The 20,737-nt window shown below is 60.8% G+C and carries 28 protein-coding genes and 1 pseudogene; 10 read left to right on the top strand and 19 right to left on the bottom strand.

The window, feature by feature from the left end; translation table 11 throughout:
• Positions 1–141 (top strand): annotated as a pseudogene (locus VHO04_RS03490) (IS5/IS1182 family transposase); the annotation flags it as partial.
• Here VHO04_RS03490 and VHO04_RS03485 read toward each other — a convergent pair.
• Both VHO04_RS03485 and VHO04_RS03480 read right to left on the bottom strand, forming a co-directional pair.
• Positions 103–414, bottom strand: coding sequence for a hypothetical protein (locus VHO04_RS03485; RefSeq protein WP_329627007.1), 312 nt, complete (start codon positions 412–414; stop codon positions 103–105). The pseudogene VHO04_RS03490 and the gene VHO04_RS03485 overlap by 39 nt on opposite strands.
• Positions 411–1,013, bottom strand: coding sequence for a peptide-methionine (S)-S-oxide reductase (locus tag VHO04_RS03480; RefSeq protein ID WP_011540442.1), 603 nt, complete (start codon positions 1,011–1,013; stop codon positions 411–413). The genes VHO04_RS03485 and VHO04_RS03480 overlap by 4 nt, the downstream gene beginning before the upstream one ends.
• A gap of 504 nt (positions 1,014–1,517) precedes the next feature.
• Between VHO04_RS03480 and VHO04_RS03475 the strand changes: the two genes are divergently transcribed.
• The gene (locus VHO04_RS03475) at positions 1,518–1,760 is read left to right on the top strand and encodes a hypothetical protein (RefSeq protein ID WP_152998726.1); all 243 of its coding nucleotides are present in this window, start codon (positions 1,518–1,520) and stop codon (positions 1,758–1,760) included.
• A 145-nt stretch (positions 1,761–1,905) separates the two neighbouring features.
• Here VHO04_RS03475 and gnd read toward each other — a convergent pair whose 3' ends face one another.
• From gnd to VHO04_RS03440, 7 genes are all read right to left on the bottom strand, one after another.
• Positions 1,906–2,883, bottom strand: coding sequence for a phosphogluconate dehydrogenase (NAD(+)-dependent, decarboxylating) (gnd, locus tag VHO04_RS03470; RefSeq protein WP_003045013.1), 978 nt, complete (start codon positions 2,881–2,883; stop codon positions 1,906–1,908).
• A gap of 259 nt (positions 2,884–3,142) precedes the next feature.
• A complete protein-coding gene (locus tag VHO04_RS03465) occupies positions 3,143–3,406 on the bottom strand; it encodes a hypothetical protein (protein WP_003045008.1) in 264 nt (87 codons plus the stop codon).
• A 91-nt stretch (positions 3,407–3,497) separates the two neighbouring features.
• Complete coding sequence (gene argS / locus VHO04_RS03460; RefSeq protein WP_040590197.1) at positions 3,498–5,234, bottom strand: arginine--tRNA ligase; 1,737 nt, start codon at positions 5,232–5,234, stop codon at positions 3,498–3,500.
• A 33-nt stretch (positions 5,235–5,267) separates the two neighbouring features.
• Positions 5,268–5,549 (bottom strand): DUF427 domain-containing protein, encoded by a 282-nt coding sequence (locus VHO04_RS03455; protein ID WP_003045002.1) that lies wholly within the window; start codon positions 5,547–5,549, stop codon positions 5,268–5,270.
• A gap of 52 nt (positions 5,550–5,601) precedes the next feature.
• Positions 5,602–6,867, bottom strand: coding sequence for a thiolase family protein (locus tag VHO04_RS03450; protein ID WP_011540440.1), 1,266 nt, complete (start codon positions 6,865–6,867; stop codon positions 5,602–5,604).
• A 58-nt stretch (positions 6,868–6,925) separates the two neighbouring features.
• Complete coding sequence (locus VHO04_RS03445; protein ID WP_003044996.1) at positions 6,926–7,672, bottom strand: ferredoxin reductase; 747 nt, start codon at positions 7,670–7,672, stop codon at positions 6,926–6,928.
• Complete coding sequence (locus tag VHO04_RS03440) at positions 7,665–8,270, bottom strand: sulfite oxidase-like oxidoreductase (RefSeq protein ID WP_003044992.1); 606 nt, start codon at positions 8,268–8,270, stop codon at positions 7,665–7,667. Before VHO04_RS03440 ends, VHO04_RS03445 begins: the two co-directional genes overlap by 8 nt.
• Positions 8,271–8,773: 503 nt before the next feature.
• Here VHO04_RS03440 and VHO04_RS03435 point away from each other — a divergent pair.
• From VHO04_RS03435 to VHO04_RS03405, 7 genes are all read left to right on the top strand, one after another.
• Entirely contained in the window at positions 8,774–9,787 is a 1,014-nt protein-coding gene (locus VHO04_RS03435) for a zinc-binding alcohol dehydrogenase family protein (protein WP_041382899.1), read from the top strand.
• 53 nt (positions 9,788–9,840) lie between these two features.
• Positions 9,841–10,272 carry a GlcG/HbpS family heme-binding protein gene (locus VHO04_RS03430; RefSeq protein ID WP_003044986.1) on the top strand — a complete coding sequence of 144 codons (432 nt, stop codon included), beginning with the start codon at positions 9,841–9,843 and terminating at the stop codon, positions 10,270–10,272.
• 62 nt (positions 10,273–10,334) lie between these two features.
• Entirely contained in the window at positions 10,335–10,625 is a 291-nt protein-coding gene (locus tag VHO04_RS03425; protein WP_003044983.1) for a DUF1330 domain-containing protein, read from the top strand.
• Between the two features lie 70 nt (positions 10,626–10,695).
• Entirely contained in the window at positions 10,696–10,986 is a 291-nt protein-coding gene (locus VHO04_RS03420; RefSeq protein WP_003044977.1) for a DUF2218 domain-containing protein, read from the top strand.
• A gap of 49 nt (positions 10,987–11,035) precedes the next feature.
• Positions 11,036–11,506: a peroxiredoxin family protein gene (locus VHO04_RS03415; RefSeq protein WP_011540436.1), complete on the top strand. Its 471-nt coding sequence runs from the start codon at positions 11,036–11,038 to the stop codon at positions 11,504–11,506.
• 3 nt (positions 11,507–11,509) lie between these two features.
• Positions 11,510–11,758, top strand: a complete 249-nt coding sequence (locus tag VHO04_RS03410; protein WP_003044972.1) for a DM13 domain-containing protein — start codon at positions 11,510–11,512, stop codon at positions 11,756–11,758.
• Positions 11,755–13,035 carry an MFS transporter gene (locus VHO04_RS03405; RefSeq protein ID WP_011540435.1) on the top strand — a complete coding sequence of 427 codons (1,281 nt, stop codon included), beginning with the start codon at positions 11,755–11,757 and terminating at the stop codon, positions 13,033–13,035. The genes VHO04_RS03410 and VHO04_RS03405 overlap by 4 nt, the downstream gene beginning before the upstream one ends.
• Positions 13,036–13,057: 22 nt before the next feature.
• On the opposite strand, the gene VHO04_RS03400 is transcribed toward VHO04_RS03405, so the two are convergent.
• The 10 genes from VHO04_RS03400 to VHO04_RS03355 form a co-directional block, all read right to left on the bottom strand.
• Positions 13,058–13,510, bottom strand: coding sequence for a hypothetical protein (locus VHO04_RS03400; RefSeq protein WP_003044968.1), 453 nt, complete (start codon positions 13,508–13,510; stop codon positions 13,058–13,060).
• 85 nt (positions 13,511–13,595) lie between these two features.
• Positions 13,596–14,156 carry a hypothetical protein gene (locus VHO04_RS03395; RefSeq protein WP_003044962.1) on the bottom strand — a complete coding sequence of 187 codons (561 nt, stop codon included), beginning with the start codon at positions 14,154–14,156 and terminating at the stop codon, positions 13,596–13,598.
• A gap of 108 nt (positions 14,157–14,264) precedes the next feature.
• Entirely contained in the window at positions 14,265–15,233 is a 969-nt protein-coding gene (locus VHO04_RS03390) for a magnesium and cobalt transport protein CorA (RefSeq protein WP_003044960.1), read from the bottom strand.
• Positions 15,230–15,934, bottom strand: a complete 705-nt coding sequence (locus tag VHO04_RS03385) for a glutathione S-transferase N-terminal domain-containing protein (protein ID WP_003044957.1) — start codon at positions 15,932–15,934, stop codon at positions 15,230–15,232. The genes VHO04_RS03390 and VHO04_RS03385 overlap by 4 nt, the downstream gene beginning before the upstream one ends.
• A gap of 139 nt (positions 15,935–16,073) precedes the next feature.
• Positions 16,074–16,613 (bottom strand): peptide-methionine (S)-S-oxide reductase MsrA, encoded by a 540-nt coding sequence (gene msrA, locus VHO04_RS03380; RefSeq protein WP_003044954.1) that lies wholly within the window; start codon positions 16,611–16,613, stop codon positions 16,074–16,076.
• A gap of 1 nt (position 16,614) precedes the next feature.
• Positions 16,615–17,058 (bottom strand): peptide-methionine (R)-S-oxide reductase MsrB, encoded by a 444-nt coding sequence (msrB, locus tag VHO04_RS03375; protein ID WP_003044951.1) that lies wholly within the window; start codon positions 17,056–17,058, stop codon positions 16,615–16,617.
• 144 nt (positions 17,059–17,202) lie between these two features.
• Positions 17,203–18,162: a LysR family transcriptional regulator gene (locus VHO04_RS03370; RefSeq protein WP_011540433.1), complete on the bottom strand. Its 960-nt coding sequence runs from the start codon at positions 18,160–18,162 to the stop codon at positions 17,203–17,205.
• A gap of 268 nt (positions 18,163–18,430) precedes the next feature.
• On the bottom strand, positions 18,431–18,709 hold the full coding sequence (locus tag VHO04_RS03365; RefSeq protein ID WP_003044946.1) for a DUF4863 family protein: 279 nt from the start codon (positions 18,707–18,709) through the stop codon (positions 18,431–18,433).
• Between the two features lie 42 nt (positions 18,710–18,751).
• On the bottom strand, positions 18,752–19,597 hold the full coding sequence (locus tag VHO04_RS03360) for an NAD(P)H-binding protein (RefSeq protein WP_003044938.1): 846 nt from the start codon (positions 19,595–19,597) through the stop codon (positions 18,752–18,754).
• A complete protein-coding gene (locus VHO04_RS03355) occupies positions 19,590–20,045 on the bottom strand; it encodes a nuclear transport factor 2 family protein (RefSeq protein WP_231292902.1) in 456 nt (151 codons plus the stop codon). The genes VHO04_RS03360 and VHO04_RS03355 overlap by 8 nt, the downstream gene beginning before the upstream one ends.
• A 59-nt stretch (positions 20,046–20,104) precedes the next feature.
• Here VHO04_RS03355 and VHO04_RS03350 point away from each other — a divergent pair, with 59 nt between their 5' ends.
• Positions 20,105–20,731: a TetR/AcrR family transcriptional regulator gene (locus tag VHO04_RS03350; RefSeq protein WP_003044933.1), complete on the top strand. Its 627-nt coding sequence runs from the start codon at positions 20,105–20,107 to the stop codon at positions 20,729–20,731.
• The last annotated feature ends 6 nt before the right edge of the window (positions 20,732–20,737 follow it).

Below are 20,737 nucleotides of genomic sequence, written 5' to 3'. Positions count from 1 at the left end.
AATCTCGTCGAGCGCTTGTTCAGCAAGCTTAAGAACTGGCGGCGTGTCGCCACCCGATACGACAAGACCAAGGAATCCTACCTCGGCTTCGTCGCCATCGCTTCAATCAAACTCTGGATACCCTTTGTCCACGACGCCTAGGAAACTGCGGGCAAGAATTTCGTCGATCGTTTGCGCCGAGACGCCGCGCAGCAACTGGTGCAGGTCCAGCGGGACCGACCCATCCGACAATGCCGTTATCTGGGCATCGCCAATCGTAAATCGATAAATTGCGGGAGCGGTCTGGCGGACGGTCCCGGCTATGGTGTCGGGCACCGCGGCGGGCGTCGGAGCCGCTAAACCGGGAGAAGAGGATATCGGGCCAAGCAGCGCCAGGGCGAGAGGGAGAATAGTGAATGGCTTTTTGATCATCATGGCGACGTCCTTGATTGAGTTGCGATGGATGAAGAACTGTCAGTCATTATCCCAGCGCTGGCGGGGTCTTGCGAGACATTGTCGCGATCGACAGCGTGCTCGGCGACAGAGTTCGGTTCAGGCAGGGCCACTTCCGAAAAATGCTGCCGAATATAGTCCAGCTTGGGATCGATGAAGCGGCGGCAGAAGGGTCGGCTCGGATCGGTTCGATAATAGTTCTGGTAACGCTCGTCCGAAGCCTTGAAGCTTCTGAACGGCAGAACCAGGGTATGCGCCGTATTGCCGAATTCCTCGGCAAATCGGACGATCGCCAATTCGGCCTCATGCCGCTGGTTGTCATCGAAAATATAGATCGCGCTGCGGTACTTGTCGCTAGGAGAGCGGGCCCGGGTGGCTGAATGCGTTCTCAGATGCACCTCGCACAGCGTTGCCAACGGAATGATTGAAGGATCGAAGGTGACGATCACCCCTTCTGACCAGCTATCTGCCGGAGCGTCCGATTGGACAAAGCCCTGGTCGACCTGCGCAACGCCGCGCAGCGCCTGGAACACCCCTTCGGTGCACCAATGGCACCCCCCTCCAAAGCCGATCTTCGCCATCTTCACCTCTCGCGCCTAGACGTATTTCTTTCCGCGGATCAGCGCCGTCTCGCGCGCCTGAGCCTTCTGGCTGCGGACGCAATCAATGTAAGCATCAGCGCGCCGATAAGAACGCCCAGTAGCAGTGGACTGTGGACATGCATCATCGCTGGGCGCAAATACAGGCCGACTAACCCGAGGATCACGAAAGCGACCGATGCAAGTCGCAATGCGCGCCAAGCACGGGGTTTGTTGTCTTTGAACCAAAGGGAAGTTCCGAAGATATTGATCATAAATGGTTGCCTTCCGGCAGCAAGGTTCAAGGTACGCAGTAAGTCAGAGCGGCCGTGCACATTCCGAACGAAGCCAGGTTTCCTGCACGCTGCTGAAGCCGGCCTCGCGTAATGTCTGGGTCGCCGCAGCCAACCGCTGGCCCCGCCGATGCAGGAGGTTAACGAACGCGCGGAGTATTTCGAGCCGGGGATCAGCGAGTGTCCCATTTGCACGCCGTCCCGGGAGAAGTTGATGTTTCTTGAAGAGGGCCTGCGCGAGACCGGCTCGCGATCCGAACCTTTGGCCTTTCTCGCTCCGCGCCAGTGCGATTACCGTCAGTTCCATCGGCGTGAAGATGAAGGCGCCGGATGGAAGTATCTCTGGCTCGATGAGGTGCAGCACTGTGGCGCGAGCTCCCTTGTTCTCTTCATCGTCTTCGCGGCCGTACCTATTTTAACGAACCGCGGCGCCGTTGAAGATTGTCCGTTCGGCTAAGACGCTCTCATTCATCCTGGGGCGCAGCGTCAGGCACGCCGTCGCTTCTGTGTCAGCCGTTGCGCCGACTATCGCAGTGAGCCAGACGTTTTTCCAATAGGCTGTGCCTATAGTTTTCATAGCGCCGGATAGCGTGACGCGTCACTTATTGCGGCATCTCGACATGCCCACCGAAGCCAAAGCGCATCGCCGAGAGAAGCTTGTCGCCAAAAGTGTGGTCGACGCGGCTGCGGTAGCGCGCAAACAAGGCGGCCGAAAGGACATAGGCCGGGACGGCTTCTTCCATTGCCGCATCGATCGTCCACCGGCCCTCGCCAGAGTCCGAGACCTGGCCGGTGAATTGCTCGAGCATCGGATCCCTGGCCAGGCCGATCGCGCAAAGGTCGAGCAGCCAGGACGAGATGACACTGCCGCGACGCCAGACTTCGGCCACGTCGGTCAGGTTGATGTCGAAGCGTTCATCAGGCTCGAGCCGTTCGGAGGACTTGCCCTTGAGAATGTCGAAGCCCTCGGCATAGGCCTGCATCAGGCCATATTCGATTCCGTTGTGGACCATCTTGACGAAATGCCCGGCGCCGGTTGGGCCGGCGTGGATATAGCCGCGCTCGGCGCGACTGTCGGGCGCGTCGCGTCCAATGGTGCGGACGATCGAACCATAGCCCGGCGCGAGCGTATCGAAGATGGGATCCAGCAGATCGACGATCTCCTTGTCGCCGCCGATCATCATGCAATAACCGCGTTCGAGCCCCCATATCCCGCCTGATGTGCCAACATCGATATAATGGAGCCCCTTGTCCCTTGCCGCAGCACCACATTTGATGTCGTCTTTGTAGAAGCTGTTGCCGCCATCGATGATGATGTCGCCGGGCTCCGACAATTCCATCAGCTTGTCGACCGTGTCTTGGGTGGGAGCGCCCGCCGGGAGCATTACCCAGAAGATCCGCGGCGCAGTGAGTTTGGCGACGACATCTTCAAGCGAATTCGCTCCGATGGCACCTTCACCGGCGAGCTGAGTAACCGCGGCCGGATCGCGATTGAAGGCGACGACCTCGTGGCCGCCGCGCATCAGCCGACGCGCGATATTGGCACCCATGCGGCCGAGGCCGATCATTGCAAGACGCATTGTTCAAATCCTTCTGTCAGAAGTTCACCCGGCGCGGACAGTTCCGACCAACGCCCCGCCGTCACGATCCAACGAGACCGCACCGCTCGCTGGCAGGTTACCATGAGTATGCAAATTTCGCCGCGCCTTGGCACTGAATGGAGGATGAGTTCATCGCCAGACGAAGTCCAATAACCAGGCGCTATAGTTTCGATACCCATTTAGCGACATGCGCAGTGCCGGGGCGGACATTGCGAACAGAGCAGCGACTGCGACACCCTCAGTCCGGTTGGAAGCCAAGCACGAAATCCACGACCTTTTTCGCAGACATCTCGCACGGCTTGAGCGATGTTTTGCCTGATGTGAACCGATACAGGTTGAAGCTGACGATGTCGGTCCCAGCCAACTCCCTGGCAAACAGGCTGTTGCGGCGCCCGTCGTCGGACCGCCGGACGATCAAGCCGAAACGCCGGCCTTCGTGAATGCCTTCGCTATGACCCTCGGGAAGCCTTTTGAAGGCAGCGTCGAAATCGGTAAGCTCCATCTCGTTCCACCAGTATCAGAAGACGCACAGCATGTTCGGGCCCGCCAACTCTGGCGCGCGCAACGAGCCCCAGGAACAAGCGCGCATTCGACTAGGCCCTCTCCATCTCATGTGTCGGTTCAACCCCCATCAGCGCCAGGCCGTTGCGGATGACCTGCCCGATCGCGGCGGCCAGGAACAACCGCGCGCGGCTAACCGGCAGGTTTTCCGGGTAGGCGAAGCGGCGCGTCGGGTCGGCATTTCCTGTGTTCCACAGCGCATGGAATTCCGCGGCCAGCCCCTCAAGGAAGAAGGCGATCCGGTGCGGCTCGCGCGCTGCCGCAGCCGCCTCGACGATGCGGGGGAATTCTGCCGCACGCTTCACAAGCGTAAGGCTCGGACCGTCCAGAAGAGCGAGATCGGGCGGGTCGCCCAACTCGATACCCGCTTCGGCCGCGCGGCTTGCTAGCGAGCAAATCCGCGCATGGGCATATTGCACATAGAAGACCGGATTATCCTTCGATGCCTCGACGACGGTCGCAAAGTCGAAGTCCATGGACGCTTCCGCTTTGCGGGTCAGCATCATGAAGCGAACGACGTCCTTTCCGACTTCTCGAATGACATCGGCCAGCGTGACGAAATTGCCTGCGCGCTTGGACATCTTGACCGGCTCACCCGCGCGCAGCAGCCGCACGATCTGCACCAGCTTGACGTCGAACCGCTTCCTGCCTTCGGTTAGAGCTTCGGCGGCGGCAACGATGCGCATCACGGTCCCGGCATGATCGGCGCCCCAGATGTCGATCAGTTCGTCGGCATCGCGCGCCTTCTCGAAATGATAGGCCAGATCCACGCCGAAATAGGTCCAGCTCCCATCCGGTTTACGGATAGGACGGTCCTGGTCATCGCCAAATTTCGTCGACCGGAACAGCGGCAGCGCGATCGGCTCCCAGTCCTTGGAGACTTCACCCTTCGGAGGTTCGAGAACGCCGTCATAGACAAGATCGCGCTCGCGCAGCCAGGCCTCGGCATCATCCGGCTTTCCGGCAGCGACGAGGTCCGCCTCCGACGCGAAGCGGTCGTGACTTATGCCGAGCAGCGCCAGATCTTCGCGGATCGTCTCCATCATCGCGGCAACGGTCCGCGCACGAAAGATTGCGAGCCAGTCCGTCTCCGGGGCGTCGGCATAGCGGCCCCCAAAATCGGCGGCCAGCGCCTCCCCGACCGGCTTCAGATAATCGCCCGGGTATAGACCTTCCGCTATCTCGCCGAGGCTCTCGCCCAACGCCTCGCGATATCTCTGGTGTGCCGAGCGAGCGAGAATATCGACCTGCCCGCCGGCATCATTGATATAATATTCGCGGATGACGCGATGGCCGGTGAAAGCGAGCAGGTTGGCGAGCGCATCTCCGACCACTGCCCCTCGGCAGTGCCCCATATGCATCGGACCGGTCGGGTTGGCCGAGACAAACTCTATATTCACCGTCTTACCCGCGCCGACGGGCGACATGCCGTAGCGGTCCTTCTGGTCCGCAATCACCGCCAGCTCGTTTTGCCAGGCCTGGTCGGTCAGCCGGATATTTACAAAGCCCGGGCCAGCGACGGCCACGTCTGCAACATCCTCCAACATGGCCAACCGGCCCGCCAACTTCTCAGCGAGTTGGCGCGGATGCGTGCCGGTAAGTTTTGCCAGGACCATCGCCGCGTTGGTCGACAGATCGCCATGCGCCGGGTCGTGCGGACGCTCCACGGTCAGCCCCGCCCGGTCGAGGCCCGCAGGAACGTCCCCCGCCACCTGCAGATCGCCAATTACCCGCGCGAGATGATCAAGGATGCGCGCATGAAGCGACACAGCCATCAGCGAAGGCCCGCTGCGCCTTGGCTGCTATCCAACCTCTACGCCTTTCCAGAAAGCGATGTGATCCCGGATGGCTTCCGCAACCGGATTCGGATCGGGATATGACCAAGCCGCGTCCGCGTTGAGCGCGCTGCCTACGCGGATATGGAAGTATCTCGCGGTGCCCTTGATCGGGCAGACAGAAGTGTGTGCGCTCGCTTCAAGGAGCTCCTGATTGACCGCGGAAGGTGGGAAATAGTGGTTTCCCTCGACGACGATTGTCTCGTCGCTTGCGGCGATGGTGGTGTCGTTCCAAACTGCTGAGACCAACGGAATATCCTCTCATATTGTCAATGGCACGGCGTTCGCAGCGGCCCGTGAATCAGGGGCGTTCGAGGAGTGCGACGGTGCCTTGGCCGCCGTCGGCGCAGATGCTGACGATTGCCCGTGATCCGCTCGGCATGTCCCAGAGCTCCTTCACTGCCTGGCTGAGGTCGCGCGCGCCTGTCGCGCCGAAGGGATGACCGATTGCTACCGAGCCCCCGTTGGGATTGACGCGGTCCCAGTCGAAGTCGCCCAAATCCGACTGGACACCGGCGGTTTCGCGCACCCACTCCCGGTCGGTGATGGCCGCGACATTCGCCAGGACCTGGGCGGCGAAGGCTTCGTGGATTTCCCAAAGAGCGATATCGGAGAAGCTTAGTTGATGCCGCGCGAGCAGACGTGGAATGCCATAGGAGGGTGCCATCAACAGACCCTCGGTGTGGAAATCGACGGCCGACACCTCGTAATCGATGAGCCGCGCGTAGGGGGTGCCCGCCGGCAGTCGTGCCACGCCGGCTTCGTTTGCCACCCAGCAACCGGCGGCGCCATCCGTTATCGGCGAGCTGTTGCCGGCAGTCAGCGTTCCCCTGCCACTGTCGCGATCGAAGACGGGCTTGAGTGCGGCAAGCCGTTCGGGCGACGTATCGGCGCGGGGGTTCGCATCGCGCGCCAGTTCAGGAAGGGAAATCGCGAGATCGTCGAAGAAACCTCGCTCCCAACCAGCGACCGACCGCTGGTGGCTCTTTAGCGCCCAATCGTCCTGCGCCTCGCGCGAGATCCGCCAGGCCTTGGCGGTGTCCTCCATATGATCGCCCATTGTCCTGCCGGTGATCCGGTTGGCCCATCCCTTGGTCGGGAGCACATAGTCGTGGAGGGCAAGAGACTGGAGGGCCGCAAGCGCCGCCGCTGGATCTTGCGCAAAGAGGTCGGTGAGCCGCTTCGATGCATCGGCCGTCAAAGCGATGGGAGGTCGGCTCATGACTTCGGCACCGCCCACCATCGTGAGATCGGTTCCTCCGCCCAGCATCCCTGCCGCAGCGAAAGTCGCCGTCATGCTGGTAGAGCATGCCAAAACGACCGAAAATGCGGGGACATTCGGATTGAGCTTGGCGTCAAGCCAGGTCTCGCGAGCAATGTTGCTCCAACCCAAATTCGGGATCACGGTACCCCAGATGAGAAGATCCGGCTCTGCTTGCGCCGCCATCGCCTGCACAAGAGGGACGGACAAAGAGACGGCATCATAAGCAGCCAAAGCCCCTCCGCCGCGGCCGAAGGGAGTGCGAAGGCCGGCGGCAACAAAGACGGGTTCAGCAAAGCGGCTCATGACGATCTCCAAATATTATCCGCAGGGTGAAAGGTGGGGCGCGACGGAGTATGCGCCGCTAACCACCATAGCGCTCGGTCTTGATTATCGAGGGGTCGACCCCGGCCAGCAGCGCGCCCTCGGTCGCAATGTTGACGAAATCGTTGGATCCGCAAACGAATATCTGTGTGGGCTTTCGGTGAAGCCGGGCGAGAACCTCTTCGACCATGGCGCTGTCGATCCGCCGCCCGAAATCCGATGCGCGGATCGGATCTTCGCGCGTGATCGCCAGCGCCAGGACAAATGCGGCATCGTTGATCTCGACGGAATGTAGTTCTTCCGAAAACAGAACATCCTCAGCGGTGCGCGCGGACAGGAGCAACGCGGTTGGCACGGCCGGGTCTTGTGTGCGGCGATGCCGGATCATCGCCATCAACGGCACGAGCCCGGAGCCTGCTCCGATCAACAGCACCGCGTCTACGGCAGGTTCAGGCCATAGGAAGTGCCCGCCGAGCGGACCGCGAAGCTCGATCTCATCGCCGACTATCGCGATATCGTGAAAATAGGCCGACACCTCGCCATCGGGCAGGCGTTCGACAGCGAGCTCGATGATCGGGGACGAGGCTGCCGATGACGCGATCGAGTAACTGCGCATCGCGCTATAGCCATCAGGCGCGGTCAGCCGGACATCGACATGTTGGCCTGCGATGTGCGCGAACGGCCTGCTCAATCGGAGGAAGAAGCTTTTGATGCTCGGCGTCTGCTGGACGATTTCCTCGATCACGCATGATTGCCATGACGCGGTTTGCGTGCCGTTGTCAGTCATCGGTGTATCGTTGCTCGCGCCACGGATCGCCGTAAATATGATAGCCGCGCAGCTCCCAGAAGCCGGCCTCGTCACGGGTTGTGAATTGCAGCGCCTTCACCCATTTGGCGGACTTCCAGAAGTACAGATGCGGAACCAGCAGACGCGCCGGCCCGCCATGATCGCGGGTAATCGGCTGGCCGGCAAATTTGAGAGCGACCATCGCTTTCCCGGACAGCAGGTCCGCCAGCGGGACGTTTGTCGAATAATCGTCGTAGGAATGCGCCAGGACGAAATCAGTGGGCCGGTCGAGCCCTGCATCCGCAAGGATGTCTTCAATGAGGACGCCCTCCCATATGGTATCCAGCTTGGACCAAGAGGTCACACAGTGAATATCCTTGGTCACCTTGGTCTTTGGCAGGGCGTTAAACTCGCTCCAGTTCCACACTTTGACCGGCTTCGGGCCGACTTTGACGGTGAATTTCCAATCAGCCAGCTCCACGTTCGGCGTCGGCCCCGCCGTGAGAACCGGAAAATTCTCCACGAGATGCTGACCCGGCGGAATCCGGCCGGACTGGTCGCCACTTGAACCGCGACCGGTGAAACCTCTGGTGACCATAGTGCCCCCTTTTTGCTCGATGCGACAGACGATAACCGGCTTCACTTCAGACCTGATACGCGTGGCCGCGGTACGAACCGATGGCTTGAAGCCTGAAACGCCCGATGCTTCATCGGATTTTCGATGATCGCATTTTCGTGAATCGGTGATTTGATGCTTATGGACTATAACGCGACGCCGGGCCGATTTCCCAATACCCTATCGCTATAGTTTTTATAGCTTTGAATAAATTACGCGCGCATCACGTCGGCTGCAGATTTAGGCACGGCATGAGGCTCGGTCCGCCTGCTTTCCAGGTTGGCTGCCGCGCCTCACAGCTTCGTAAGCGCCTCTCAGGGATAGAACGGCAACAAGGTATGGAAACTATGTTCCGCCGCTATTGGAAATAGTCGGTGCACATCTTCATAGTCCTGCGTGCGAAACCCTTGAACCCCGTGCGAATTTTCGAAGAAGTGGCGCTCTGATCGATCGAGACTTCGGGGCGCAGCAAGATGGAGACATTGATGAAAGCCGTTGGTTACAAGGTCCCGGGACCCATCGCCGAGGATGCTGCGCTGGTCGACATCGAGCTGCCCCAGCCTGTCGCGGCAGGATATGATATCCTGGTTGAGGTGAAGGCCGTCTCGGTGAACCCGGTCGACTATAAGGTCCGCGGCAGCTCGCCGCCAGCCGATGGTGAATGGAAGGTGCTGGGGTGGGATGCGTCCGGGATCGTGCGCGAGGTCGGCCCCGACGTGACGCAGTTCCAGCCGGGCGACGAGGTCTATTATGCCGGATCGATTACCCGGCCCGGCACCAATGTCGAGTTCCATCTTGTCGACGCCCGGATCGTCGGTCGCAAACCCGCCTCGCTCGACTGGGCGGAAGCAGCAGCGCTGCCGCTAACGACGTTGACCGCCTGGGAGGCGATGTTCGATCGCCTCGACGTGGCGAAGCCAGTCCCCGGTGCGGCGCCGGCGATCCTCATCATCGGTGGCGCGGGTGGGGTCGGGTCGATCGCGATCCAGATCGCGCGCCAGCGCACAGACCTCACCGTCATCACCACCGCCTCCCGAGCGGAAACCCAGGAGTGGGTGAAGGAGCTTGGCGCGCACCATGTCATCGACCATAGGCGCCCGCTCGCGGCACAGATTGCCGAGCTTGGCATCGGCGCTCCCGCGTTCGTCTTTTCGACCACGCATACAGAGCAGCATGCCGCCGACATCGCCGAGCTGATCGCGCCGCAAGGGCGGTTCGCGCTGATCGACGATCCCACGGCATTCGACATCATGCTGTTCAAGCGCAAGGCGGTGTCGATACACCATGAGCTGATGTTCACCCGGTCGATCTACGGCACGCCCGATATGCATGAGCAGGGCAAGATCCTCGACGCGCTGGCCGTGCTGGTCGATGAGGGCAAAATCCGTACGACACTGACCGAGCGACTGTCGCCGATCAATGCTGCCAATCTGAAGACAGTGCACGCACTGATCGAAAGTGGCGCGGCGAAAGGCAAGACCGTCCTCGAAGGATTCTGATCTTTTCCAGTCCAAGTAACGCCGGACGATAACGCCGCGGCGAAGGAAATCCCATGACCAAGTCCATTGCCACTGCCTCGATCAACCGTGAAACCGCAGTCGCCCTCATCGACGCAGCGATAACCGCCGCCCGTGCAATCGGCATCCCGGCTGCCGTCGCCGTCGTCGACGCAACCGGGTATCTGCGGGCGTTCGAGCGCACCGACGACGCGCCGTTTCTCACCGTCGATGTTGCCATCGACAAAGCGTGGAGTTCCGCCTCCTTTGGATATCCGACCCATGTCTGGAACGACTATGTGAGCAACGATCCCAAAGTGGCGCCGCTGGCCTATCGCCCCCGGATGGTCGCCGTCGGTGGCGGCTATCCGATCCTTGAGGACGGAAAGCTGATCGGCGGAATCGGCATCTCCGGAGGCACTTATCAGCAGGACCAGGATGCCTGCGTTGAGGCACTCCAGAAAATCGGGTTCGAACTGCCAGCCTGACGACTGTCAGGCCATCGTCGGTGGCGATGGCCGGCAGATCTCACCTTGCGAAGGATCTTATGATGGAAGCGTTTGTCGTATTCACGCGGGAAGACACCACGGATGTGGATGAACTCGCGGCTTATTCTGCCCGCGTCGGCCCGTCGTTCGATGGGCATGACGTCACTTTTCTCGCCGCTTATGGCGCGATGGAGAATTTGGAGGGGTCGCCGATCGAAGGCGCCGTCATCTTGCGGTTCCCCACGATGCAAGCCGCGCATGACTGGTATCATAGCCCCGCCTACCAAGCTGTTGCTGCGCATCGCTTCGCCGGTGCCCGCTACCGCGGGTTTATCGTCGAGGGGCTGCGTTGACTCCCCCGCATTATAATGGCGGTACTGACCAAGAGCTGTGCGCCCAAACACCAACACCGGGAGTTTCTAAATGATCGAGGCCGAGGCACGCATCGCTACGATCGAATCGAGTCGATATCTGACGAGACTCGCTGAGGCGTGGGTTCATACTTACCCGGTTCGATATGACGCGCTGACAGCCGAAATCCAGCTTCCGGGCGGCGAGCTTATATTAACTGCGGACGGCGACAGCCTCTCCTTGAGGCTCGTGGGCAAAGATCGCGAACGTTTCGATGCAACCAAGCAATCGGTCGCCACGCTTGTTGATCGCGTCGCGGAGCACGACACCGGGGTCCGATGCGTTTGGAATGACATATCATGATAGCGCGCACCACAATTCGCCGCGGTTCTTCATCGCGCTGGAGGATCAGATGAGCATGCTCGAACCCCAAGCGCCGGATCTTCGGGTGCAGAAATGGATCGGCGCGGACGGAGAAAGCACCGGGCCGCTCAAGCTGTCGGATCTCGGCTCCGGCCCAAAGATCCTGTTCGCCTTCCAGCACTGGTGCCGCGGCTGCCATGTGCATGGCTTCCCGACGCTACAAAGATTGCATAGTGCATTGAGCCCCAGGGGCGTGGGATTTGCGGTGATCCAGACCGTCTTCGAAGGTGCGGATGAAAACACCTTCGAGAAGTTGCGTGTGAACCAGCTCGAATATGCGCTTCCTGTCGCCTTCGGCCATGATGAACCACTGGTCGGCGCGACGCTGCCTACCTTCATGGAGGATTATCGCACGCGAGGAACGCCCTGGTTCTCGATCATTGACGCTGGCGGCCGTATCGTCTTCTCGGACTTCCATCTCGACGCGGACAGGATCGTAAAGGATCTGGAGCTGGTGTAATCCGTGCGGCCTTGGCTCTTCCTGACCGCCAGCCACCTCGCAATGCTCGGCATTGGTTTTGCGGCCGGCATTTACACGCTGCCAATCCTCACCGCGGCCAGGCCGCCGAAGCCGGCAGCCTATCAGGCCATCGTCGACGTGCCTGTCGGGATCGATGTTCGCGACTACAACACGGTCGTCATCTGGTGCGAAGCGTTCGACCAGTTCATCAGCGCGGCAGCGTATCGACCGTCGCGTCAGGCGCTAAAATGAGCCCGGCGATGGATAGCATGCGGTCGGCGGGCCGACGTGGCCTCAAGCTCGCACCGGTGGCGGCGTTGCTGGCGAGCGTCGCGGCTCTGCTGCTGGGTAATGGTTTGCTGGGCACGCTCCTGATCGTCAGGGCCGGCCAGGAGGGCTTCTCGTCCGGCGCGATCAGCGCGATGATGTCGTTCTACTTCGCCGGTTTCACGATCGGCGCGCTCATGTTGCCGCGGATCATCGTCGCCGTGGGTCATGTCAGAACCTTTGCTGGCTTTGCGGCGATCGCCTCGATGACTGCCCTTCTCCATGTTGCGCTCGTGGAACCGATCGCCTGGATACCGCTTCGCCTGATCACGGGCTTCGCCTACGCGGGCATGATCCTCGCAACGGAGAGCTGGCTCAACGCCCATGCAGTGCCATCCACGCGCGGCCAACTCCTGTCGATCTTCGGAGTCGTCTCGATGGGCTCATGGGCCATCGGCCAGGCCTTGCTCAACGTCGCCCCGCCCGCCGACATGACCTTGTTCCTTATCGTGTCGCTGTTAATTTCCGCGGCGGTGGTTCCGATCACCTTGCTGCCCAGCCATCCGCCGGCGCAGGTGACACAGGAACGGGTCGCGTTCAGCGACCTCGTGCGCGCATCACCGCTCGCTGCGGCTGGCGCTTTCCTCGCTGGCCTGGCTATCGGCGGTTTTTGGGGCATGGGCCCGAACTTCGCCCAGAGGATCGGACTCGATGTCGGCGGCATCTCCGCTTTCATGGCTGCGGTGCTGGGTGGGACGCTCCTATTGCAGTGGCCCCTCGGCTGGCTTTCGGATCGCGTGTCGCGGAACCTTGTCATCGCCGCTGCGGCCCTGGCGTCCGCAGCGGCGGCCGTCGGCGTCGCCCTCGCGGTAGGGGCGCCCCTGCCGCTGCTCCTCGCGGCGGGCGCGCTGTTCGGCGGCTTTGGCATCCCGATCTATTCATTGTGTCTCGCGGTTGCCAACGACGACCTTCCGGCCGGCCGGCTGCTCGGTACCGCCCGCGGGCTTCTGCTGCTCAACGGGATCGGGACAGCCGCCGGACCCCTTATCGGGGGTGCTGCGATGACTATCGCCGGCCCCGGTGGGCTGTTCCTTTATGCGGCCGCATTGCTTGCCATATTGGCGGTGTTGGCTATCGGGAGCAGCCAGCCAAGGCGCCGCATCCACGCCAAGGCTGCCCGCTCTCCAAGCACACCGATGATCACGGGATCTCTTGATGTGATGATATGCATGGAGTCAGAGACGGAGGCCGCCCGGCACTAGCGCGCCTACTGCGACGGGCGTCCTATTCTACATCTTCTACGATGAGGTCCCGGCCGTTGAACTGCACGGTCTCTCCTGTTCGTGCTCCTTCGATCGCCTCGAAGATCGGCGCCATCGTTGAAATGCCCATGAACTCACGCCCATCACAGGTGAACTTGCTCGTTGACACTGCGATCACGAAATGGCGCCCCGACAGTTTGATGACAGCACCCTCCTCCACTGCCGACTTGGGGCCGAAGTCGATCGTCCTGAGCTTTTCAAGTTTATCGGCATAGTCGTGCAATGTGTCGTCAAGCGCTTCAGCCAAGTCGCTCGCGACTTCGGCCTGCGCCTGCTCGTCATTCTCGATCGGCTCGCTCCGATCCAGCTGAGCGATGGAGACATAATCCAGATAATTGGTGCGAGCGCTATGCAGGGCGGCAGTCTCCAGCGAAAGCATGGTTTCGCGGATGTGGCTTTTATTCCAGTTCATCATCACCTCGTTGTGTTTGGATCATTCGAAAGTTCGTGCTTCGGTCCGTCACCGCCGCGGGAGTGCCCCCATTGGGCTCGCCGGCCCGCTACTCGTCGCCTGGGGCGTCATCTCCCTGGTAGGGCGCTCTGATCAGCCGGGAATCCCGGATGATGCTGGTTACAAGCCAGACATAGGATTGCTCGGCGGTATCGAAGCCGAGAATGCTGAAGGCGCCGCCGAAAGGGCATAGCGGGAAGTCTGGAAAGCCCTCGCGCAGCACATAGCGCTCGGGATCGCGCTCAAACTCATTCTTGTAGACTTTGCGCAGGCCGTGCTTGCTCGGAACATCCTCGTCGCCCGCTGGCGTCGTTTGCCGATCCGCGACAAGCCGCTCGGAAAGGTCGCGGTGACAGATTTCGTCGAAGACATCGAAGGCGTCGATCAGCAGACCCTTATGGTTGGTCGCGGGATCGGTAATCGCGTATATGTTGGACGCGTCTTCTCCATCATCCCCGCTTTCGAGGCGCAACGCCGCATCGACGGTTATCGCGCATGGATCGAGCGTTGATCCCAGTTCGAGATCGATGAGATGGCCGTCCTTGACGCGGTACTCGCGGTCGTAGCCCTTCGCGACGAAGGACTGGACTGCTGCTAGGACGTCGGTCACTTGGGATGTCATTGTTGCACCTTGGCTTTGCATGGCATTGGACACGCTCTAATATCAGGGAGGCTGTTGCGGCTCAGCTGACGGAGATGAAAAGCAAACGCGCGCTATTCATATCCACTTGGCCTTCTTGAACCGCACGAACAGGTACAGGCAGAACATCGTCATCAACCCGAGCACGACAAAATAGCCATAGACCGTGTCCAGCTCGGGCATGTTCCTGAAGTTCATGCCATATATCCCGGCGATGGCCGTCGGGACCGCCAATATGGCGGCCCAGGCCGCGAGCTGGCGCGTGGTCACGCCCGTTCTTTGCGCTTCCAACAGGCTGCTGAACTCGAAGACGGTGGACAGAACCTGCAGGAGGCCATCGACCATGGTCTGCACGCGAGCGACATGATCCGCGACGTCGCTGAAATAGGGTCTGACTTCTGAACTGATGCAGGGGAAATGGCCTCGGACGAGTTTCCGGACCAGTTCAGCCATAGCGCCGAGCGTGCGCTGGAAGCGCGTGAGTTCGCTTCTCAGCCCGAAGATGCGGTCGATTTCTGCCCGTCCGAGAAAGTCGTCGAGCGATCGTCTCTCCATCGCCAGAACGTCATCCTCGATCATCTCGAAGATGGGAAGATATTGATCGACGATCCGGTGCAGGATCGCATGCAGCACATAGTCGACACCTTTGCCAAAAAGCGCCGGCGAAGCCTCGAGTTGCTCGCGAAGATTGCCGAGCGCTCCGCCGTTGCCGTGCCGTACGCTGATGAGATGGTTGTGACCGGTGAAGATCGCCATCTTGCCGTAGCGGATCTGGTCTCCATCCAGCTCGGCGGTCTGAGCGACAACATAGAGCTCTTCATTATACGCTTCGAGCTTGGGCGGGCAGAGCGGGTGCATCGCGTTGTCGATTGCCAACGGATGGAGGTTATACGTCGTTTGGATCGCTTTAAGCTCGTCGGCGGTGGGCTCGCGAAGCGCGATCCAGCAAAAGCCGGAGCGATCCTTATCGAGCTGGACCTGCTCGTCGATCGCGATTTCGCGGACCCGCAGGCCCTTGTTGTAATAATAAGCAGCGATGACGCTCATGCCGGTCTCGCAGGGATGCGCAGGCCGCGCTGCACCGCGGGCCGCGCCAGCCCGCGGCGGAGCCATGTCTGGACGTTCGAATATTCGCCGAGGCCGAGGATGTCGCCGGCCGCGTAGACTTCGGCCAGTGCGTTGACCCACCCAAGTGTCGCAATGTCCGCGATCGAATAATCATCGACAAGCCATTCGCGGCCTTCGAGCTGGCGGTCCAGCACCCCCAAGAGACGCTTGGATTCATCGATAAAGCGCTGCCGAGGGCGCTTGTCCTCATAGTCCTTGCCGGCAAATTTCAGGAAAAAACCAAGCTGACCGAAGGTCGGCCCGACGCCGGATACTTGAAAGAATACCCAAGCCAGCGTCTCGTAACGCTGCGCGGGCGCACTCGAATTGAGCTGGCCGGTTTTGTCGGCCAGGTAGAGGAGGATCGCGCCCGATTCCCATATGGCGATAGGGTTGCCGTCAGGACCAGCCGGATCGATGATCGCCGGTATGCGGCCGTTGGGGTTCAACGATACGAACGCTGGATCCTTCGACTCGTTGTTCGAGATATCGACCAGGTGGGGCTCGTACGCCAGGCCGGTCTCCTCGAGCATGATCGAGACCTTGACGCCATTGGGGGTGGGAGCGGCGTAGAGTTGCAGGCGATCGGGATGCAATGCGGGCCAGCGCTGCGTAATAGGAAAGGTCGAGAGGTCTGGCATAAATCTGCGATCCTGTGCTGCGATGGCGACTATATGGACCGACCCGTCTCTCTGAAGCAGGGTTGGATGACCGCGTCGTTGTACGACGCGGTCATGAAGATTGCGAACGGGATCGGCGGAGCGGCAACAGCAGTTAAGCCTATCCCGCTGCCGTCCCCGCCGCGGACTGATCATCATCAACTTTCTGGCGCTTTGGAAGCACCCAGCCGGGACGGACGAAATGGCAGGTGTAGCCGCCCGGGCGTTTCTCGAGATAATCCTGATGGTCCGGCTCGGCCTCCCAGAAATCTCCGACCGGCACGACCTCTGTCACCACCTTGCCATCCCACAGTCCGGAGGCATCCACATCGGCGATCGTGTCCTCGGCGACGCGCTTCTGCTCCTCGTCGACATAATAGATGCCCGACCGGTAGGAGAGCCCGATATCACCGCCTTGGCGATTCTTGGTCGTCGGGTCGTGGATCTGGAAGAAATATTCCAGGATATTGCGGAAGGTCGTCACTGCCGGGTCGAAGATGATCTCGATCCCTTCGGCATGCGTGCCGTGATTGCGATAAGTGGCGTCCGGGACATCGCCGCCGGTGTAGCCGACACGGGTCGATACGATGCCGGGCTGCTTGCGGATCAGATCCTGCATGCCCCAGAAACATCCGCCGGCGAGAATAGCGCGCTGGTGCATGTCAGGCCTCCTCGACCTGATCGAGATATTCGCCATATCCTTCGCTCTCCATCTCGTCGCGCGGAATGAAGCGAAGCGACGCGGAGTTAATGCAGTAGCGCAAACCTCCGCGATCGGAGGGACCGTCCGGGAATACATGACCGAGATGACTGTCGGCGTGCACCGATCTGACTTCCGTCCGCACCATACCGTGCGCGCTGTCGCGCAACTCGTTCACATTTGCTGCAACGATCGGCTTGGTGAAGCTGGGCCAGCCAGAACCCGAGTCGAATTTGTCGGTCGAGGCGAACAAAGGCTCTCCCGACACGATATCGACGTAGATGCCTGGTTCCTTGTTGTCATCATACTCCCCCGTGAAGGGCCGCTCGGTGCCCGACTCCTGGGTGACGTAGCGCTGCTCGGCAGTAAGGAGATCAACAGCTTCCTGCGACTTTTCGAACTTCATGATAGTCTCCGATATTGATCTGAGAGGGCGAAAAAGCCGCCGCTTATCGTGTCAGTCACTGCGCCGACTATCGCAGTGCGCCTAGGATTTATCCAATAGGCTGTGCCTATAGTTTCCATAGCACCGACGCTCTCGCGACGGGGTTTAGTGCCACGCATATCCGGCTGCCAGTTGCGCGATCTTCCGTATCTCGACGGGTGCGGTGGAGCCAGATACCGTCGCGATCACGACTTCGCGCTCCAGGGCAAATCCCTCGATCGGCCGCGTAACAAGACCGGGCGCCGTGGCGGATCGTTCCGGAAGAATGCATATGGCGGTGCCATCGGCGACGAAGTGTTGCACCCAGTCCTCGCGGTCCGATCGAAAGCGGGGCTGCATGAGCAGGTCGTGCCGCGCGAAATGATCGAGGATCTGATCGCGAAACTCGCACTTGAGGCGATCGACGAAAGGAAACTCGAGCAGGTCTTCTCCGCGCACGATTTCGCGGGATGCCAAGGGATGGCTCGCAGAACAGCCCAGTACGAAGCGCTCTCTGAATAGCGGATGCACATCGAGCTTAGGCTCCGGCCTTGTCTCGCGCGGCATGATGCACGCATGATATTTTCCGGACAGAATGTCCGAGGTGTCCTCGTTCGGCTGAAGCGAGTGCAGCTTGATTTCAATGGATGGCACCTCCGCCAACGCGCTCTCGAAAAACGCGGCAAACTCCTGCGGTCCGACAGTCGGCGCGACCGCCACATCCAGAACACGGTGCATCCCCATCGCCCAGTTCTCGGAATGATTGCGGACGCTTCGCATCGCCACCAGCATGCGCCGGAATTCTGTCTCGACGTCCCGGCCAAGGCCGGTCAGGCGACTGTTTTTCCCGTCGCGGTGAATCAGCGGCCCGCCGAGCTCCTCTTCCAAGCGGCGGATTGCGCGGGTCAGGCTCGGCTGCGACACACCGCTCAGGCGAGCGGCCGCTGTAAAATTCAGCGTCTTGGCCAAGTTGATGAAATAGCTGACCTGATTGAGTTCCATAGTCCGTCGATCCATGCGCCTGACTGATGCTTCTTCCGAAAGACCGCGTTCCTGGGAGAGGCGAAATAAGTATGCGCGACGCATATAATCATAGTGTGCAGCTTTGTCTATATGCGCGGCGCATATATTTTATACGCGATGCGATGCGTAGCCGTGGCCGTGGCCGTGCGCTCGGGCTGCCGAAAGGTCTGGGAACACAACGGCGAAGCCTCCAGACGGCGGTCCGACGCATATGACAGCGACAATATTCACGTGTATTCGCGAGGCTGGCTCTTAGCTGTCCGGACACCTCGAGGCGTCTGAAGAACTAGATTGATCTAAAGCTTGCGCCGCCTTGCTCTGCGACGGGGCCCTATGCGCCGCCCCTCCGCGCCCGGATCTCGGCGGGATCGAACTGATACAGGATACGGCCCGCAGGCATATAATTTAGGGTCATCAGTGCGCCGTTACGCACCTTGAGGAAATGCAGCGTGTCGCGCGCCGCGCAAACCCAGCCCAAACCCTGCCAATCGCCGGGCCCGGCGAGCTCCACCGCATCATCGACCGGAATCACCAGATCGATCTCACCATAGGGATGGCCGTGACAATGACCAACGAATATCGTGTCGGCGCCCGGCTGCCGGCCAGCCACCACCTCGGTACCGTGGTCTCATTCTTAGCGGACGGGTCACCGTCAGCCTGATTGGCGCCCCTGATATGCCTCTCTGTGAGCGGCGAGGAAGGCGGTCAGCTTGGTTGGCATGCGTCCCGTTATTTGCTCGACCTCTGTTGTGGTCCTGTCCTCCGACCCATATGAGATCGCGTCGTCCATGCGCGCGAGCGTGTCCGCATATCCCTCAGGAATGCCGAACCCGGCGTAGCGGCGTGCAAGCTGCTCCACCGATAACCGGCAGTGGTGGACGGGGCGCTGGGCCACGGCGGTGATTCGGTCCGCAACCTCGTCATATGAGAGAGCTTCAGGACCGGTCAGGATCCTTTCTCCTGACCCGAAAACTGGATCCACCAAGGCTTCGACTGCGACCGCCGCTATGTCGGCTGCGTCGATGAACGGGATACGCCCATGCTTCGTCGCCGAGTAGATGCAACCCTCGTTGATGATCGACGGGAGATGCTGCGTAACGAAGTTCTGCATAAACCAGCTCGGGCGCAGTATCGTCCAGCGAGGCGCGTTGGCGTTGAGCCACCCATGAACCTCACCCATCATCGGCCCGCCCTCGTCGATAGACGATGCGCTCAGCAGCACCAGCTGGGCCACTCCTTGTGCCACGGCCTGTTCCAGCAGCGGGCGCATGACGGTCAGGTGGTCCGTTCGGTCGGTAGGAGCGACCAAGTAGATCGCGTCCACACCCTCGAGCGCGGTACGGTGGGAGGCAACGTCGCCCCACTCGAAGCGAACCTGCTCCGGCATCGTGGCGTTGCGGGTTGCGATGCGGGGTTCGACACCGCGTGCCGTAAGCTGCTGCGCAACCAGCGCGCCCGTCTTGCCCGTGCCCCCAGTCACCAAGACCCGATCAACCATGGTCTGACGCTCCGCCGACAAGGGCATCGACAACCGCGCTGCCGCGAAGCGCGCGCAGCACCACCAGCGGGTTCCAGTAATCGCGATAGTGCATAATCCGCCCGGCGTCCGTCCGGATCACGGATATGTAGCGTTGGTCATAGGATTCCCCGGTCGCAACGCCGCTTCCGAAGCCTTCGAACTCGACAATGGTAACATCGGGGTCGGTCGTGGCGTGAATGGTCGGCTCACCCATGCGGTCGAAGGCTATCATGTCACCAAGGCTTTCAAGGTGACGCGCGATAGCAGCCTTTCCAACCAACCGGGTCGGAAGGCCTGGCGGCGAATAAGGAAATTCCATCACCCCATTTTCAGCCACCATGTCGAGAAAGGTGGCAGCATCGGGAGCGAGACGATCACCCAATGCCTTTCGAAGCATCGCTGAAAAGCTTTCCACACTGTCTGTCATGAACTAATCCCAATCGGTTGGAACGGTAGCGTTCCGCTGAGATATATAGGAAGGCATCGATGGAACACAAGCGTTCCGACGGAAATCCGAAAGCAGCCCGTGTTCTCAGCGGAGCAGCGGTCATGCGTGCTGACGTAACGAATGCACTGACGCGCAGCTTCTTCGAAGAATGGGCAAGGACTGGCTATGCGGGTCTGAGCCTCGAACGGGTGGCGCGAACTGCAGGGGTCGGCAAGGCTGCGCTTTACCGCCGCTGGCCGGACAAGGTGTCGATGGCCAGCGATTTGCTGTCGCATGTCGGGTTGACGATGACCGATGTGGAAGAGCACGGCTCGCTGGAGGCTGATCTGCAAGCGGTGCTCCTCGCCATCCGCCGCGTTCTGAGGCATCCCAAGGTGCGACGGATTCTGACCGACCTTCATGGCGAGATCGAGCGGACGCCGGCATTGGAAATGGCGATCCGGCCTTTCCAGCGCGCACGGCGCGAGCGGATCAATGGCCTGATTAATCGGGCGATCAAACGCCGGGAAGTGTCGCCCTTGGTGGACCGTGAGATGGCGGCCGACCTCATCGCAGCCCCGTTATACTGGCGGATCGCGGTATTGGGGGGACGATCGGATCGCGCCTACATCAAGCGGCTTGCCCTCGTCACGGGCGCCGCGCTTCGCGCAAGCGCGCCTTCGTAATTTGCC

Origin of the sequence: Sphingopyxis sp., assembly GCF_036261875.1 — a bacterium.
Lineage (GTDB): Bacteria > Pseudomonadota > Alphaproteobacteria > Sphingomonadales > Sphingomonadaceae > Sphingopyxis.
Note: the sequence above shows the minus strand (reverse complement) of the source record. Positions and strands in the feature narration are given on the sequence as shown.

What these genes read in the sequence shown, in the direction of transcription:
- VHO04_RS03485 (WP_329627007.1), bottom strand. Translation starts at nt 414, where the DNA reads ATGATGATCAAAAAGCCATTCACTATTCTCCCTCTCGCCCTGGCGCTG.
- VHO04_RS03480 (WP_011540442.1), bottom strand. Translation starts at nt 1,013, where the DNA reads ATGGCGAAGATCGGCTTTGGAGGGGGGTGCCATTGGTGCACCGAAGGG.
- VHO04_RS03475 (WP_152998726.1), top strand. Translation starts at nt 1,518, where the DNA reads ATGTTTCTTGAAGAGGGCCTGCGCGAGACCGGCTCGCGATCCGAACCT.
- gnd (WP_003045013.1), bottom strand. Translation starts at nt 2,883, where the DNA reads ATGCGTCTTGCAATGATCGGCCTCGGCCGCATGGGTGCCAATATCGCG.
- VHO04_RS03465 (WP_003045008.1), bottom strand. Translation starts at nt 3,406, where the DNA reads ATGGAGCTTACCGATTTCGACGCTGCCTTCAAAAGGCTTCCCGAGGGT.
- VHO04_RS03450 (WP_011540440.1), bottom strand. Translation starts at nt 6,867, where the DNA reads ATGAGCCGCTTTGCTGAACCCGTCTTTGTTGCCGCCGGCCTTCGCACT.
- VHO04_RS03445 (WP_003044996.1), bottom strand. Translation starts at nt 7,672, where the DNA reads ATGACTGACAACGGCACGCAAACCGCGTCATGGCAATCATGCGTGATC.
- VHO04_RS03440 (WP_003044992.1), bottom strand. Translation starts at nt 8,270, where the DNA reads ATGGTCACCAGAGGTTTCACCGGTCGCGGTTCAAGTGGCGACCAGTCC.
- VHO04_RS03435 (WP_041382899.1), top strand. Translation starts at nt 8,774, where the DNA reads ATGAAAGCCGTTGGTTACAAGGTCCCGGGACCCATCGCCGAGGATGCT.
- VHO04_RS03430 (WP_003044986.1), top strand. Translation starts at nt 9,841, where the DNA reads ATGACCAAGTCCATTGCCACTGCCTCGATCAACCGTGAAACCGCAGTC.
- VHO04_RS03425 (WP_003044983.1), top strand. Translation starts at nt 10,335, where the DNA reads ATGGAAGCGTTTGTCGTATTCACGCGGGAAGACACCACGGATGTGGAT.
- VHO04_RS03420 (WP_003044977.1), top strand. Translation starts at nt 10,696, where the DNA reads ATGATCGAGGCCGAGGCACGCATCGCTACGATCGAATCGAGTCGATAT.
- VHO04_RS03415 (WP_011540436.1), top strand. Translation starts at nt 11,036, where the DNA reads ATGAGCATGCTCGAACCCCAAGCGCCGGATCTTCGGGTGCAGAAATGG.
- VHO04_RS03405 (WP_011540435.1), top strand. Translation starts at nt 11,755, where the DNA reads ATGAGCCCGGCGATGGATAGCATGCGGTCGGCGGGCCGACGTGGCCTC.
- VHO04_RS03400 (WP_003044968.1), bottom strand. Translation starts at nt 13,510, where the DNA reads ATGATGAACTGGAATAAAAGCCACATCCGCGAAACCATGCTTTCGCTG.
- VHO04_RS03390 (WP_003044960.1), bottom strand. Translation starts at nt 15,233, where the DNA reads ATGAGCGTCATCGCTGCTTATTATTACAACAAGGGCCTGCGGGTCCGC.
- VHO04_RS03385 (WP_003044957.1), bottom strand. Translation starts at nt 15,934, where the DNA reads ATGCCAGACCTCTCGACCTTTCCTATTACGCAGCGCTGGCCCGCATTG.
- msrA (WP_003044954.1), bottom strand. Translation starts at nt 16,613, where the DNA reads ATGCACCAGCGCGCTATTCTCGCCGGCGGATGTTTCTGGGGCATGCAG.
- msrB (WP_003044951.1), bottom strand. Translation starts at nt 17,058, where the DNA reads ATGAAGTTCGAAAAGTCGCAGGAAGCTGTTGATCTCCTTACTGCCGAG.
- VHO04_RS03370 (WP_011540433.1), bottom strand. Translation starts at nt 18,162, where the DNA reads ATGCGTCGCGCATACTTATTTCGCCTCTCCCAGGAACGCGGTCTTTCG.
- VHO04_RS03360 (WP_003044938.1), bottom strand. Translation starts at nt 19,597, where the DNA reads ATGGTTGATCGGGTCTTGGTGACTGGGGGCACGGGCAAGACGGGCGCG.
- VHO04_RS03355 (WP_231292902.1), bottom strand. Translation starts at nt 20,045, where the DNA reads ATGACAGACAGTGTGGAAAGCTTTTCAGCGATGCTTCGAAAGGCATTG.
- VHO04_RS03350 (WP_003044933.1), top strand. Translation starts at nt 20,105, where the DNA reads ATGGAACACAAGCGTTCCGACGGAAATCCGAAAGCAGCCCGTGTTCTC.